A 13,018-nucleotide genomic window follows, 5' to 3' on the forward strand; every position below is an offset into this window, starting at 1 on the left:
CCGCGATCTCGAACAGTATCATGGGACCACCCGGCGCCGCACGTTCGCCGTTCGCGCGCGGATGCGAATAATCATGCGATGTATCGGAACCCGATGCATCCAGCGGCATTCATCCTCGTGGCGCAGTTGTTCAATCTCCATTCACGTCGCGCGCATTCTGCTTGCGATCTGCGTCGCGGCAACGGGGTCGATTCGATCGCGGATCGTCGTTGCAAGACGTGACATCCGAAAATCGAGGAGACCACTGATGAAGATGACGAATGTTCTGGGGCTCGCGGCCGTTGCTGCCGTGCTCGTGCTGGCTGCGCCGGGCGAGCGCGCACATGCGATGTCGCTCGCTTCTCCAGGCATGGCTGCCGCGGTTCAGGGCGACGCCAACCAGATCACCACGCAGGTGCGCTGGGGCCGCGGCTGGCATCGCGGGTGGCACCGCGGACATCACCGCGGCTGGCATCGTGGACACCGGCGCTACTGATCGCGCGGCGTTTCAGCGCAGTTGAGACACAGGCCCGTGAGCAGCGGGCCTGTTGTCGTTCGCAGCCATGAAACAGGCAGATTCCAGCGCAGGAGATGCAGGGATCGAAATCTGCAGGAGTTGATCATGATGAGATGGATCGGTGTTGCGGTTGTCGCGGGCGCGTTCGCATTGATGGCGCCCGCAGCGGCGTCAGCGGCTGCGCAACAACGGCACGCCGGCAAGGCGACGGAGTTCAGCGCCCAGCGTCATTATCGCCATTACCATCGTCACCACTATCACTACGGCTACCGGCCGTATTACGGGTCGCATTATTCCTATTACCGGCCGTACGATTCCTACTATTACGGACGGCCCTATTACTATCGGCCGTACCCCTATGCCACGCCGGCGCCCTTTGTCTTCGGCTTCGGGTTCGGTCCGTTTTGGTGACGCACACAGCGCTTGCGCGTGACGCGAGCGATGCGCGACAGAGCAGCCTCGATCGATCGGGGCTGCTCTGAGCGGGTCACGGCGCAAATCCCTGCGCCAGCAGCACGACGGCCTGTGCGCCCGCCTTGCGATCGCGGGAGATCTCGATGTAGTCGGGCGACTGCGACCACGCGCGGAACGCGGCTTCGTCGGGGAACGACATCAGCACCAGCTTGTCGCGATCCCAGTTGCCTTCGAGCACCTGCGGCTGCTCGTCGGCCGACAGCAGCCGTCCGTTGAATTTCCTGAACACGTCGAAGAAGCGCGCCTGATAGCGATCATAGGCGGCGCGGTCGGTCATCTTCAGCTGCACGATCACATAGACAGTCACTGTTCCTCCGGACCATTCGTCGCACCTCGCGCACGTTCATGGCGCATTCACGTCGGCATTTCTAGCGTCGTGCCGGGAGCGACTGCAATGAACGCATGAAGCCGGCTGCGCGCAGCATGGCTCTCATTGCCGTTGTGAGGAGGTTGAGGAATGAGGGAGAGGTATGTGAGACACGGGCTGCTGCGCCGTGTCGGTGTTGCGGCGGCCGCGATCTTCGCGCTGTCGATCGCGGCCCAGCAGCGCGCCGAAGCGCTGTCGCTGGCGAGCCCGGGCACGGCGCCGGCGGCGAAACATGCAAGTGATGCGCTGACGACGCAGGTCCGGCATGGCGGCGGAGGCGGCTTCCACGGTGGCGGTGGCGGATTCCGTGGCGGCGGTAGTTTCCATGGAGGTGGGTTCCGCGGCGGCGGCTTTCATGGTGGCGGTTTCCGCGGCTTCCATGGCGGCGGCTTTCGGGCCGCGCCCGCGATCCACGGCGGCTTCCGCCATGGTGGCTTCCATCGTCCCTACGGCGGCTACCATCGCTTCTACGGCGGCGGTTACCGCTATGGCTACCGGCCTTACTACCGTCGGCACTTCTACCACCGGCGCTTCTACGTGCAGCCCTACTATTACGGATACCACCACTATCGGCGTTGCCGGGTGATCTGGACCTATTACGGGCCGCGGCGGATCTGCCGGCCGTGGTGGCATCGCCATCACTACTGGCGGCCCTACGGGGTCTATTGGTGAGGTAGGGAAAACGACAACGGGCGCCGAAGGGCGCCCGTCCTGTTGATGCCGCGCATATCTAGTCCCAGTTCTTCAGCTTCCAGGACTTGATCTTCCACGGCGTCAGGTTTTCCAGCCGCCATTGCGTCCAGCGTTCCGGCGGCCAATGGCTGAGGCGCGAGGTTTCCTTCACTTCCGGAGACGGATCGACGATACGCGGCATGGCGCGACGGCGCTTCTGCCGCGTCGCCTCGCTGATCATATCGACAAATTCGCGTTTATCGGCCACGTCCGGCTCCCCACGAAGACTGCCTTCGCCGGGGGCCAGTGTGCGTGCCGGCCGTTAACGGGCCGTTTCCGCAACGGTTCGAGCTTGAGACAAGAACCGTCGCGTTTTGTTTGAGCATGATCTATTCGGAAAACCGCTTCACACTTTTCCGGATCATGCTCGAGCGTTACCGCCAGTCGCGGACGTCGACGAAGTGTCCGGCGATCGCAGCCGCGGCGGCCATCGCCGGCGACACCAGATGGGTGCGGCCCTTGAAGCCCTGGCGGCCCTCGAAGTTGCGGTTCGAGGTCGAGGCGCAGCGCTCTTCCGGCTTCAGCTTGTCCGGGTTCATCGCAAGGCACATCGAGCAGCCCGGCTCGCGCCAGTCGAAGCCGGCCGCAATGAAGATCTTGTCGAGGCCTTCGGCTTCCGCCTGCTCCTTCACGATGCCCGAGCCCGGCACGATCATCGCGTTGACGTTGGCGTTCACCGTCTTGCCTTCGGCGATCTTCGCGGCGGCGCGCAAATCCTCGATGCGGCCGTTGGTGCAGGAGCCGATGAAGACGCGGTCGAGCTTGATGTCGGTGATCTTCGTCCCCGCGGTCAGGCCCATATATTTCAGCGCGCGATGCTTAGAGAGGCGCTTGGCCTCGTCCTCGATCTTGTCGGGGTCGGGCACGAAGCCGGTCACCGAGATGACGTCCTCAGGGCTCGTGCCCCAGGTGACGATCGGCGGCAGCTTTGCAGCATCGAGCCGGATCTCGTGGTCGAAATGCGCGCCCTCGTCGGAGCGCAGCGTCTCCCAGTAGCGCATCGCGGCGTCCCAGACGGCGCCCTTCGGCGACTTCGGACGACCGCGCAGGAAGTCGAACGCCTTCTGGTCCGGCGCGACCAGGCCGGCGCGCGCGCCGCCTTCGATCGACATGTTGCAGACCGTCATGCGGCCTTCCATCGAGAGCGCACGGATCGCCTCGCCGGCATATTCCAGCACATAGCCGGTGCCGCCGGCGGTGCCGATCTCGCCGATGATGGCCAAAATAATGTCCTTGCCGGTGACGCCGTCGGGCAATTTGCCGTCGACGACCGCGCGCATGTTCTTGGCCTTTTTCTGGATCAGCGTCTGCGTCGCCAGCACGTGCTCGACCTCCGAGGTGCCGATGCCGTGGGCGAGCGCGCCGAACGCGCCATGCGTCGAGGTGTGGCTGTCACCGCAGACGATGGTGGTGCCGGGCAGCGTAAAGCCCTGCTCGGGGCCGATGACGTGGACGATGCCCTGACGCTTGTCGAACTCGTTGTAGTACTCGATGCCGAATTCCTTGGCGTTCTCGGCCATCACCCGCATCTGCTCGATGCTTTCCGGATCCGGGTTCGGCTTCGAGCGGTCGGTGGTCGGGATGTTGTGGTCGACGACGGCGAGCGTCTTGTCCGGCGCGTGCACCTTGCGGCCGGAGGCGCGCAGGCCTTCGAACGCCTGCGGCGAAGTCACCTCGTGCACCAGGTGGCGGTCGATGTAGAGCAGGCAGGTGCCGTCCTCGGCCTCGTGGACCAAATGGTCGTTCCAGATCTTGTCGTACAGCGTGGTCGGTTTGGACATGAGCTTGAGCTCCAGAAGAAATTCAGTGTGAGCAGGTTCAGCGCCGGTCGGCGCGCAGGCGAGAGCGTCCAGGCAGCGTTATGCTGCGCGCCTAAGCTCTGACGTCGCCGACGTCGCAAAGCGCCCGAAGAACCGGCCGGGCAGCCGCGAGCGATCGTCGATCACGACGCGCTGACAGGGCTGGTTGGCTTGATCCGGAACCATTCTAAATTTCTAACACAGGGCTCGCGCCCGCGACAATCGATCGATGCGCGGGGCTGCACCCTAGATAGGTATGCCGCAACAAAAAAGCGCGGGGCAGGCCCCGCGCTTTCGGTCACATCCCGTATGAAGGGATGAATTACTCGCCGACGGCGGTCTGGCGGTCCTGCTTCTCGACGATGCGGGCCGACTTGCCGCGCAGGTTGCGCAGGTAATAGAGCTTGGCGCGGCGGACCTTGCCGCGACGCACCACCTTGATCGAGTCGATCATCGGCGACATCACCGGGAAGACGCGCTCGACGCCTTCGCCGTAGGAGATCTTGCGCACCGTGAAGCTCTCGTTGAGGCCGTGGCCGGAGCGGCCGATGCAGACGCCTTCATAGGCCTGCACGCGGGTGCGCTCGCCTTCGACCACCTTCACGTTGACGATGACGGTGTCGCCGGGCGCGAATTCCGGGATTTCCTTGGTGGCGGCGAGCTTGTCGAACTGCTCTTTTTCGAGCTGCTGAATCAGGTTCATGTGAAATCTCCATCGGCGGCGCGCCCAGCCTTTGGCGGGCTGCGCAAACGTCCTTCTATCCTGCGCGTGTGCGGATTTGGGCGCTGCTATAAGGCAAAGCGCAGGGTTTGTCACCCGTCTGTCGTGTTTTTTGTCCCCCGCCGGCGGGCTTTTTGCGACCAGAGATCGGGCCGCCTCGCCTGGGTCAGGGCCTCGGATTGGGCCTGCCGCCAGGCCGCGACCTTGGCGTGGTCGCCGGAAATCAGGATTTCCGGGATTTGCCGGCCCTCGAACTCCTGCGGGCGGGTGTATTGGGGGTATTCCAGTAATCCTTCGGAAAAGCTTTCCTCGGTTCCCGAGGCCTGTTTCCCCATCACCCCCGGCAGCAGGCGAACGCAGGCGTCGATCAGCACCATCGCGGCGATTTCGCCGCCGGACAGCACATAGTCGCCGATCGAGACTTCCTCGAGCCCGCGGGCCTCGATCACCCGCTGGTCGATGCCCTCGAAACGGCCGCAAACGATCAGCGGACCGGGCCCTGCCGCGAGCCCCACCACCTCCGCCTGGGTCAATGGCCGACCCCGCGGGCTCATCAAGAGGCGCGGGCGGTTCGGGACGATATCAGCGGCGTCGATCGCGGCGGCCAGCACGTCAGCGCGCAGCACCATGCCCGGGCCGCCGCCGGCCGGCGTGTCGTCGACGCTGCGGTGCTTGTCGGTGGCCGACGCCCTGATGTCGCGCGCCTCCAGCGCCCACAAGCCGGCGGCCAAGGCCTTGCCGGCGAGGCTGACGCCGAGCGGCCCCGGAAACATGTCCGGAAACAGCGTCAGCACGGTCGCGCGCCAGGGTGTGGGCTCGGATGTCATGGCCTCTGGTTACGGCACCACGGCCGTGAGGTCGAGGCTTTGCATCATCGCGGCGGCCTCCACGGCGCGGCGGAAGTCGGCAAGCTTGAAGGTCGCAACGTTGATCCTGGCGAGGTCCAGCAGGCCTTCGGCGGCCAGCGCCGCGAGCTGGCCCGGCGCCGTGCGGTCATACATGAATTGGCCGACCACCTCCCAGTCGTTGGCGAGCATCTCGCGGAACGAGAGCTCGAGCGGCACCTCGGCGCTGCCCATCAGCACCATTCGTCCGCCACGCCGCAGCGCGCGCAACGACGACAGCGTGGTCGAGGTGCTCTTGGCGGCGCCGAGCAGATCGAGCGCGACGTCCGCGGTCCCGCCGGCCGCGCGGCGGATGATCGGCAGGTCGCTTGCAGCATCGCCAGTGACGACGGCGGGAATGACGCGCGGACCGAACGCGTCGCGCAACTGCTCGAGCGCCGCCTGCTTGCGTCCGACCGCGACGACGCGGCCGGCGCCCATCGCGACCGCGAGCATCACGCCGCCCGAGCCGAAATAGCCGGTGGCGCCGTTGACGATGATGGTCTGGCCGCCGCGCAGGCCGGCGCGCTGCAGCCCGCCGAACGGCACGATCAGCTTTGCCAATCCGATCAGCTCGGCGGCCGGCTTGTCGTCGAGATTGGCAAGTTGGGTGACGCAGGCGGCCGGCCAGTGCGCGATCTCAGCGAATACGCCGTCGCGCCAGCGCGCCTGCAGGGCGAACGCCTCCGGCGTGGTCACCGTAGCGGTGAGGCCGATCAGGATTTGCGGCGGATCGCGATCCGGCACGTCGCCGCGCAGATGCGGGCTCAGGAACACGCGGTCGCCCTCACGAACATGCGTGACGTTCTCGCCTGTCGCGATAACGCGCGCGATTGCATTGGTGCCGGGGACGAACGGCATCGGCGGCAGGCTGTAGGGCAATGCGCCCGACAGCAGTCTGTTGGTGTAGGAGAGCACCATGCCGGCCTCGATCCGGACCACGACGCCGTCAGGCGCGGGCGTTGGCGTCGCGACATCGTCGAAACGCAGATCATTGTAGGCGTGCAGCCGCCAGGCTTTGTGGGTGCTTGTCATGATGTGTCTTCCCGTTGGTCGTCCTTATCGACGCAACGGTCTATGTATTGCGCGGTCCCGAACGCGCCAGTCCGCTGATGCAACTAGCGCGGTGGCCGTCAGGCGGCGCGATGCGCGCCGGCGTTGTCGCGAAGATGCCGCGCCAGTGCGACCGCGAGCGGACAGATCACCAGTGCCGTGAGCGCGGTGGCGACGGTCGCGAGAACAGGGCCGAGTGCGTCGCCGAGCACGCCGTAGAGCACCGGCGCGACCGCGCCCGATCCGATCGTCCCCGTGTAGAACAGCGCGAAGGCGCGTTCGGTCCGGTGCGGCGGCGTCAGCTCGGGCACGGTACCGTAGAGCACCGAGGATGTGCCGTTGAGCATCACGCCGAGCAGCGGCAGCAGCACGATGGCGGGCACCAGCGGCAATGCCAGCACTGCAATAATCAAGGCCGCCGTGCCGCCCTCGGTGAGCAGCACGGTGCGCAGCGTGCCGACCCGTTCGCCGAGCCATCCGCAGGTGAATTTGCCCGCGGCGCCGCCGATGAAGACCAGCGCCAGCGCAAGGCCGTTGATCGGAAGCGATCCGCCCTTGTCGAGCAACAGGAACGGCAGGAACGTGAGGAAGCCCATCCGGGCCGCGGTATCGAGAATTCCGATCGCGAGCAGCCAGGGAAAGCCGCCTCGGTTGACGCTGTCGTGGCGCGCTGCGGCGGTCGTCTTACGCTCCGCTCCCTTGCCAACCGAGGGCATCCACAGTGCGATGCAGACCGCAACCAGCAGGCCCATGAAGGCGAGCACGAGCAGTGTGTGGCGCCACGACATGATCACGAGCAGGATCGAGGTCAGCGCCGGAATCGCGGCCTTGCCGAGATCGCCGGTGAAATTGTAGATGCCGAGCGGCCCGCGCGCGGCGGTGCCGTAGGCGCGCGATACCGCGGCCGATGCGATCGGATGCTGCGTGCTCGATCCCGCGCCGGAGAGCGCGAGCGCGAGGCCAAGCCCGACGATGCCGCCGGAGAATCCGGCGAGCAGATAACCAAACGCCGCGAGTGCCGTGCCCGCGATCAGAATGAGCTTGCCATCGATCCGTCCGGCAACGCGCGCCACGGGGATCTGCAATCCGGCCATGGCGCCGGCATAGACCCCGCGCAGCAATGCCAGCAGCCCGTAGCTGAGCGTGAATTCGGCCTGCCAGACCGGCAGCAGCACGTAGATCAGGTCGGTGTAGCCGTCATGGAGGGCATGATTGAGCCCGGTCACCGTCAGCGTCCGGGTCGCGCGGGCGCGTTCGGGACGGGATGTTTCGACCCCGACGGATACGCTCATTGCAGCCAGCCGATGGAAGAAAATCTAAAGATTGGACCGCGGGTCATCGGGGTTGGAGCCTCAGAAAATCAAGCAAACGACGTACCTTGCGGTGCAGTATGCGCCGCTCCGGCCCTTGTCACAAATCAGTAATAATTGGATCATGAGTTAGAAAATCTTGCATTGAGGGAATCATGTTCGTCCCACGTCGAAGCCTGCCGCCGCTCAATGCGGTCCGCGCGTTCGAGGCTGCGGCGCGTCTCGGCAGTTTCAAGGAGGCGGCCACCGAGCTCAGCGTCACCCATGGCGCCGTCAGCCAGCAGATCCGCCTGCTCGAGGAATGGCTGGGCGCGCCGGCGCTGTTTCGGCGATCGGTCCGCCGCGTCGTGCTGACGCCGGCGGGCGCGGCGCTGCTCGCCGAGTTCGCTCCTGCGCTCGACCGGATTTCGGCCGCCGTGCAGCAGCATCGCGAGCGGCGCGGCGATGCGGCCGTCGCGGTGCTGCGCGTCAACGCGCTTGCGACATTCAGCCTGCGTTGGTTGTTGCCGCGAATGAGCCGGTTTCGCGCCGAGCATCCGGATATCGAGGTGCGCCTCAGCACATCGAACGATCCCGTCGATGCATTGCCTGACAAGTTCGACGTGGTGATCCGCGGCGGGCCGGACACGTTCCACGGCTTCTCGTCGCGCTTTCTCGTATCCGAGCGACGGCTGCCGGTGTGCAGTCCGTCGCTATCAGCGCAATTGCCGGTGAATGAGATCACCGACCTGTCGCGGCATACGCTGCTGCATGTCACGTCGATGCCGCGGCTGTGGCGCGACTGGCTCACCGAGGCCGGGCATTCCGCGCTGGAGCCGGCGGCCTCGCTGAGCTTCGACCATTTCTATCTGACGATCCAGGCCGCGCTCGATGGTCTCGGTGTCGCGATGGGGCCGACGGCGCTGATCTCGGACGATCTTGCCGCCGGGCGTCTGGTGACGCCGTTTCCCGACATCAGCCTGCCGGCACGAAGCTATTTCGCCTATTTCCCTGCCGGCCGCAGCAATGATCCGCACAGCGCGGTGTTTTGCGACTGGCTCGAGCAGCAGGGCCGCAAGACGGGTTGAAGACAGATTGTGCGATCATGCCGCCGACGGATCGTCGCCCTCGATCTCCTGCGGCAGGTCGATCACCACGCGGCCGCCGGCGAGATCGACGGTCGGCACCACGGCGTTGGTGAAGGGCAGCAGCATCGTCGCGCCCTGCGGCGGGGCGATCTCGATGATGTCGCCGGCGCCGAAATTGTGGATCGCGATCACCTTGCCGAGCGGCTGCTCTGCCGTCGTCACCGCGGCGAGGCCGATCAGGTCGGCGTGGTAATACTCGCCGTCCTCGGTCTCCGGCAGCCGGTCGCGCGGAATGTACAATTCGAGGCCGTTGAGCCGTTCGGCGTCATCGCGCGTGGCGACGCCCTTCAGCGTCGCCACCAGATGGTCCTTGGCCTCGCGGACATGCGTGACCTCGAACTGGCGCTTGCCGTCCTTGGTCATCAGCGGGCCGTAATCCTTCACGGCCAGCGGGTCTTCGGTGAAGGTCCAAAGCCGGACGGCGCCGCGCACACCATGCGCAGCGCCGATGCGGGCGACACAGACCGGTGCGGCCACCGTATCAGCCGTTCAGCTTACGCCTTGGCGGCGGCTTCGGCCTGCGCCTTGCGCTCCTTGCGCGGCACGGCCTTCTCGGGGTTGTTGCGCGGGGTGCGCTTCTTGACGCCGGCGGCGTCGAGGAAACGGGTCACGCGATCCGACGGCTGCGCACCCTTGGCGAGCCAGGCCTTCACCTTCTCCATGTCGAGCTTCAGCCGCGCCTCGTTGTCCTTCGGCAGCAGCGGGTTGAAGTGGCCGAGCCGCTCGATGAAGCGGCCATCGCGCGGAAAGCGCGAGTCGGCGACGACGACGTGATAGACCGGACGCTTCTTGGTGCCGGCACGAGCAAGGCGGATAACAACGGACATTCAGTTCTCCTTAAGTGTTGGTTCAAAGTCTGTGTTGGTCAGTTACGCCGTCATTGCGAGCGCAGCGAAGCAATCCATGTCTTCACGTGCGGTGAGGTGGATTGCTTCGCTGCGCTCGCAATGACGAAAGAGGGTCATTTCTTCTTGCCTGGAAAACCGCCGAGACCCGGCAGCGTCGGCTTGCCGCTGAGGCCGGTCAGCCCCGGCACATTCGGCAGGCCGCCGCGCAGACCGAGCGGCATGTCCTTCGGCAGGTTCGGCAGGCCGCCACCGGCGCCGCCCTGCATCTTCTCGGCCAGCGCCTTCATCTCCTCCGCCGACGGCGGCTTGGCGCCGCCGCCAAAGCCCATCGCCTGCGCGATGCCGGCGAGCGGGCCGCGCTTGCCGCTTCCCATGGCCTTCATCATGTCGGCCATGTTCCGGTGCATCTTCAGGAGCTTGTTGACCTGCTCGACATTCTGGCCGGCGCCGGCCGCGATGCGCTTCTTGCGGCTCGCTTTCAGAATGTCCGGGTTCTTGCGCTCCTGCCGCGTCATCGAATCGATGATCGCGACCTGGCGCTTGATGATCTTGTCGTCGATCCCTGCGGCGGCGATCTGGTTCTTCATCTTGGCGATGCCGGGCATCATGCCCATCAGGCCGCCGATGCCGCCCATGTTCGCCATCTGCTGCAGCTGCTCGCGCATGTCGTTGAGGTCGAACTGACCCTTGCGCATGCGCTCGGCGGTGCGTGCGGCCTTCTCGGCGTCGATGTTGGCCGCAGCCTTCTCGACCAGCGAGACCACGTCGCCCATGCCGAGGATGCGGCCGGCGATCCGGCTCGGATGAAAATCTTCCAGCGCATCGGTCTTTTCGCCGGTGCCGATCAGCTTGATCGGCTTGCCGGTGACCGCGCGCATCGACAACGCGGCGCCGCCGCGGCCGTCGCCGTCCACACGGGTGAGCACGATGCCGGTGAGGCCGACGCGCTGGTCGAACGAGCGCGCGAGGTTGACCGCGTCCTGGCCGGTGAGTGAGTCCGCGACCAGCAGCACCTCATGCGGATTGGCGGCGGCTTTGATCTCGGCCGCCTCCTTCATCATCTCTTCGTCGAGCGTGGTGCGGCCGGCGGTGTCGAGCAGCACGACGTCGTAGCCGCCGAGCTTGCCGGCCTCGAGCGCGCGCCGGGCGATCTGCGGCGGCATCTGGCCGGCGACGATCGGCAGCGTCGGAATGTCGAGATCTCGGCCGAGCACCGCGAGCTGCTCCATCGCCGCCGGGCGGTAGACGTCGAGCGAGGCCATCAGCACCTTGCGCTTGTCGCGCTGGACCATGCGCCGCGCGAGCTTTGCGGTGGTGGTGGTTTTGCCGGAGCCCTGCAGGCCGACCATCATGATCGGCACCGGCGGCACGGAATTGATGTCGATGGTCTGGCCATCGGAGCCGAGCGTGGCGACGAGCTCGTCATGGACGATCTTCACCACCATCTGGCCGGGCGTCACCGACTTGACGACGGTGGCGCCGATCGCCTGCTCGCGGACCCGCTCGGTGAAGCTGCGGACCACTTCGAGCGCGACGTCGGCCTCGAGCAGCGCGCGGCGCACCTCGCGCATCGCGGCATCGACGTCCTTTTCGGTCAGCGCACCGCGCCCCGTCAGACGATCGAGAATGCCACCAAGCCGTTCCGACAGATTGTCGAACAATGCCGTTGTCCTTTTTTACCTCTCCCCGCCTGCGGGGAGAGGTCGCCGCGCACTTGCGCGGCGGGTGAGGGGGTACAGGACTATCTAAGCGCACTGCGCGCGGAGACAGCCCCTCACCCCGACCCTCTAAGAGCGAGCTTTCGCTCGTCTCGACCCCGCAAGAGCGGGGCGAGGGAGAAGTGGGTCCAAACACTTTCGCGCCCGAGGGCGCATCGCGCTGTCGGGCGTTGGCCTCCGGCCTCCAGGACCGGTCGGCGGGTCGAAAAGACGGATCTTTCCGAGAAAGTGGCGGCGTTAAACGCTGCCGGGGGCGGAAAGTCAAGGAAAGTTTGCTGACCGCTCGCCCGGCGAGATCGATAAGGCTCTGAAATGACGCCGTTTTATCATATCAGTTCCGAATCTGCCGTAGCCACCCATATAGATCGAGCCGTCGCCATTCCGGAACCCGCTTGTCCATCACCCGCCGCCGCGTCCTTGCAGCCTTGACCGGAGCCGCCGCCGCGATCGGCGTGCCCTCGATCTGGATGTCCACCATGAAAACCTATGACGGCCCCGTCTCCGATCATTTCGACGGACTGCACTTCTTTGATCCCGACGGATCGCCGCCGAAGTCGCTCGGCGAAGTGCTGCGCTGGCAGTTCGGGGGCCGCGGTGCGCGATCGGTCTGGCCGGACTGGGTCCCGAGCCCCTATGCCGATACGCCGCCGCCGCGGGTCGAGGGCGCCAAGGTGCGGTTCTCGTTCGTCGGCCATGCGAGCTGGCTGATCCAGACCGCAGGCCTCAACATTCTCGTCGATCCCGTGTGGTCGATGCGCGCCTCGCCGTTCAGCTTTGCCGGGCCGAAGCGGCATAATGATCCCGGCATCGCTTTTGAGAAGCTGCCTGACATCGACGTCGTGCTGGTGTCGCACGGTCACTACGATCATCTCGACGTCGCGACGCTGTCGCGGCTCGCCGCATCGTTCGCGCCGCGCGTGGTCACGCCGCTCGGCAATGACGTGACCATGCGCGCGGCGGATGAAGCGATCAAAGCCGAGGCGTTCGATTGGCATCAGCGCGTCGAGCTTGGCAATGGTCTCGCCGTGACGCTGGTGCCGACGCGGCACTGGTCGGCGCGCGGGCTGTTCGATCGCAACAAGGCGCTGTGGGCGAGCTTCGTGCTGGAGACGCCCGCCGGCAAGCTCTACATCGTCTGCGATTCCGGCTACGGCAGCGGCGTGCATTTCCGCCGCGTCGCCGAAGCGCACGGCCCGCTGCGGCTCGCGATCCTGCCGATCGGCGCCTACGAGCCGCGCTGGTTCATGCGCGACCAGCACATGAACCCGGAAGACGCGGTGAAAGCGCTGGCCGATTGCGGCGCCGCGCAGGCGCTGGCGCATCATCACGGCACGTTTCAATTGACGGATGAAGCGATCGACGCGCCGGTGATCGCGCTCGGCGAAGCGCTGGATGCGGCCAAGGTGCCGCGGGAAAAATTTCAAACGCTGAAGCCCGGCCAGGTGTTCGAGATTTAGAAGAAAGGTAGCCCGGATGAAGCGCAGCGCAA

15 protein-coding genes are annotated in these 13,018 nt (G+C 65.9%); 5 read left to right on the forward strand and 10 right to left on the reverse strand.

What is annotated here, in order from left to right; genetic code table 11:
- Nucleotides 1–247 precede the first annotated feature (247 nt).
- On the forward strand, nucleotides 248–475 hold the full coding sequence (locus XH93_RS01720) for a hypothetical protein (protein ID WP_194472154.1): 228 nt from the start codon (nucleotides 248–250) through the stop codon (nucleotides 473–475).
- A 126-nt stretch (nucleotides 476–601) separates the two neighbouring features.
- On the forward strand, nucleotides 602–907 hold the full coding sequence (locus XH93_RS01725; protein ID WP_194472155.1) for a hypothetical protein: 306 nt from the start codon (nucleotides 602–604) through the stop codon (nucleotides 905–907).
- A gap of 76 nt (nucleotides 908–983) precedes the next feature.
- On the opposite strand, the gene XH93_RS01730 is transcribed toward XH93_RS01725, so the two are convergent.
- Nucleotides 984–1,277, reverse strand: coding sequence for a DUF1330 domain-containing protein (locus XH93_RS01730; protein WP_139480015.1), 294 nt, complete (start codon nucleotides 1,275–1,277; stop codon nucleotides 984–986).
- A gap of 150 nt (nucleotides 1,278–1,427) precedes the next feature.
- Here XH93_RS01730 and XH93_RS01735 point away from each other — a divergent pair, with 150 nt between their 5' ends.
- On the forward strand, nucleotides 1,428–2,009 hold the full coding sequence (locus tag XH93_RS01735) for a hypothetical protein (RefSeq protein ID WP_194472156.1): 582 nt from the start codon (nucleotides 1,428–1,430) through the stop codon (nucleotides 2,007–2,009).
- A 58-nt stretch (nucleotides 2,010–2,067) separates the two neighbouring features.
- Here XH93_RS01735 and XH93_RS01740 read toward each other — a convergent pair whose 3' ends face one another.
- The 6 genes from XH93_RS01740 to XH93_RS01765 form a co-directional block, all read right to left on the reverse strand.
- On the reverse strand, nucleotides 2,068–2,277 hold the full coding sequence (locus XH93_RS01740) for a hypothetical protein (protein ID WP_194472157.1): 210 nt from the start codon (nucleotides 2,275–2,277) through the stop codon (nucleotides 2,068–2,070).
- 166 nt (nucleotides 2,278–2,443) lie between these two features.
- Complete coding sequence (gene leuC / locus XH93_RS01745) at nucleotides 2,444–3,850, reverse strand: 3-isopropylmalate dehydratase large subunit (protein WP_194472158.1); 1,407 nt, start codon at nucleotides 3,848–3,850, stop codon at nucleotides 2,444–2,446.
- A gap of 340 nt (nucleotides 3,851–4,190) precedes the next feature.
- On the reverse strand, nucleotides 4,191–4,571 hold the full coding sequence (rplS, locus tag XH93_RS01750) for a 50S ribosomal protein L19 (protein ID WP_139480012.1): 381 nt from the start codon (nucleotides 4,569–4,571) through the stop codon (nucleotides 4,191–4,193).
- 110 nt (nucleotides 4,572–4,681) lie between these two features.
- On the reverse strand, nucleotides 4,682–5,416 hold the full coding sequence (trmD, locus tag XH93_RS01755) for a tRNA (guanosine(37)-N1)-methyltransferase TrmD (protein ID WP_194472159.1): 735 nt from the start codon (nucleotides 5,414–5,416) through the stop codon (nucleotides 4,682–4,684).
- 9 nt (nucleotides 5,417–5,425) lie between these two features.
- Complete coding sequence (locus tag XH93_RS01760) at nucleotides 5,426–6,508, reverse strand: zinc-binding dehydrogenase (protein WP_194472160.1); 1,083 nt, start codon at nucleotides 6,506–6,508, stop codon at nucleotides 5,426–5,428.
- Nucleotides 6,509–6,606: 98 nt separating this feature from the next.
- Complete coding sequence (locus XH93_RS01765; RefSeq protein WP_194472161.1) at nucleotides 6,607–7,818, reverse strand: MFS transporter; 1,212 nt, start codon at nucleotides 7,816–7,818, stop codon at nucleotides 6,607–6,609.
- A 173-nt stretch (nucleotides 7,819–7,991) separates the two neighbouring features.
- Between XH93_RS01765 and gcvA the strand changes: the two genes are divergently transcribed.
- Entirely contained in the window at nucleotides 7,992–8,903 is a 912-nt protein-coding gene (gcvA, locus tag XH93_RS01770) for a transcriptional regulator GcvA (protein ID WP_194472162.1), read from the forward strand.
- 15 nt (nucleotides 8,904–8,918) lie between these two features.
- On the opposite strand, the gene rimM is transcribed toward gcvA, so the two are convergent.
- From rimM to ffh, 3 genes are all read right to left on the reverse strand, one after another.
- Complete coding sequence (gene rimM / locus XH93_RS01775; RefSeq protein WP_194472163.1) at nucleotides 8,919–9,440, reverse strand: ribosome maturation factor RimM; 522 nt, start codon at nucleotides 9,438–9,440, stop codon at nucleotides 8,919–8,921.
- Nucleotides 9,441–9,457: 17 nt separating this feature from the next.
- Complete coding sequence (gene rpsP, locus XH93_RS01780; RefSeq protein ID WP_139857274.1) at nucleotides 9,458–9,790, reverse strand: 30S ribosomal protein S16; 333 nt, start codon at nucleotides 9,788–9,790, stop codon at nucleotides 9,458–9,460.
- Nucleotides 9,791–9,924: 134 nt separating this feature from the next.
- Nucleotides 9,925–11,472: a signal recognition particle protein gene (ffh, locus tag XH93_RS01785; protein ID WP_139857273.1), complete on the reverse strand. Its 1,548-nt coding sequence runs from the start codon at nucleotides 11,470–11,472 to the stop codon at nucleotides 9,925–9,927.
- 449 nt (nucleotides 11,473–11,921) lie between these two features.
- On the opposite strand from ffh, the gene XH93_RS01790 reads away from it, so the two are divergent.
- Nucleotides 11,922–12,986 (forward strand): MBL fold metallo-hydrolase, encoded by a 1,065-nt coding sequence (locus XH93_RS01790; protein WP_194472164.1) that lies wholly within the window; start codon nucleotides 11,922–11,924, stop codon nucleotides 12,984–12,986.
- The last annotated feature ends 32 nt before the right edge of the window (nucleotides 12,987–13,018 follow it).

This window comes from Bradyrhizobium sp. CCBAU 51753 (genome assembly GCF_015291565.1).
Lineage (GTDB): Bacteria > Pseudomonadota > Alphaproteobacteria > Rhizobiales > Xanthobacteraceae > Bradyrhizobium > Bradyrhizobium ivorense.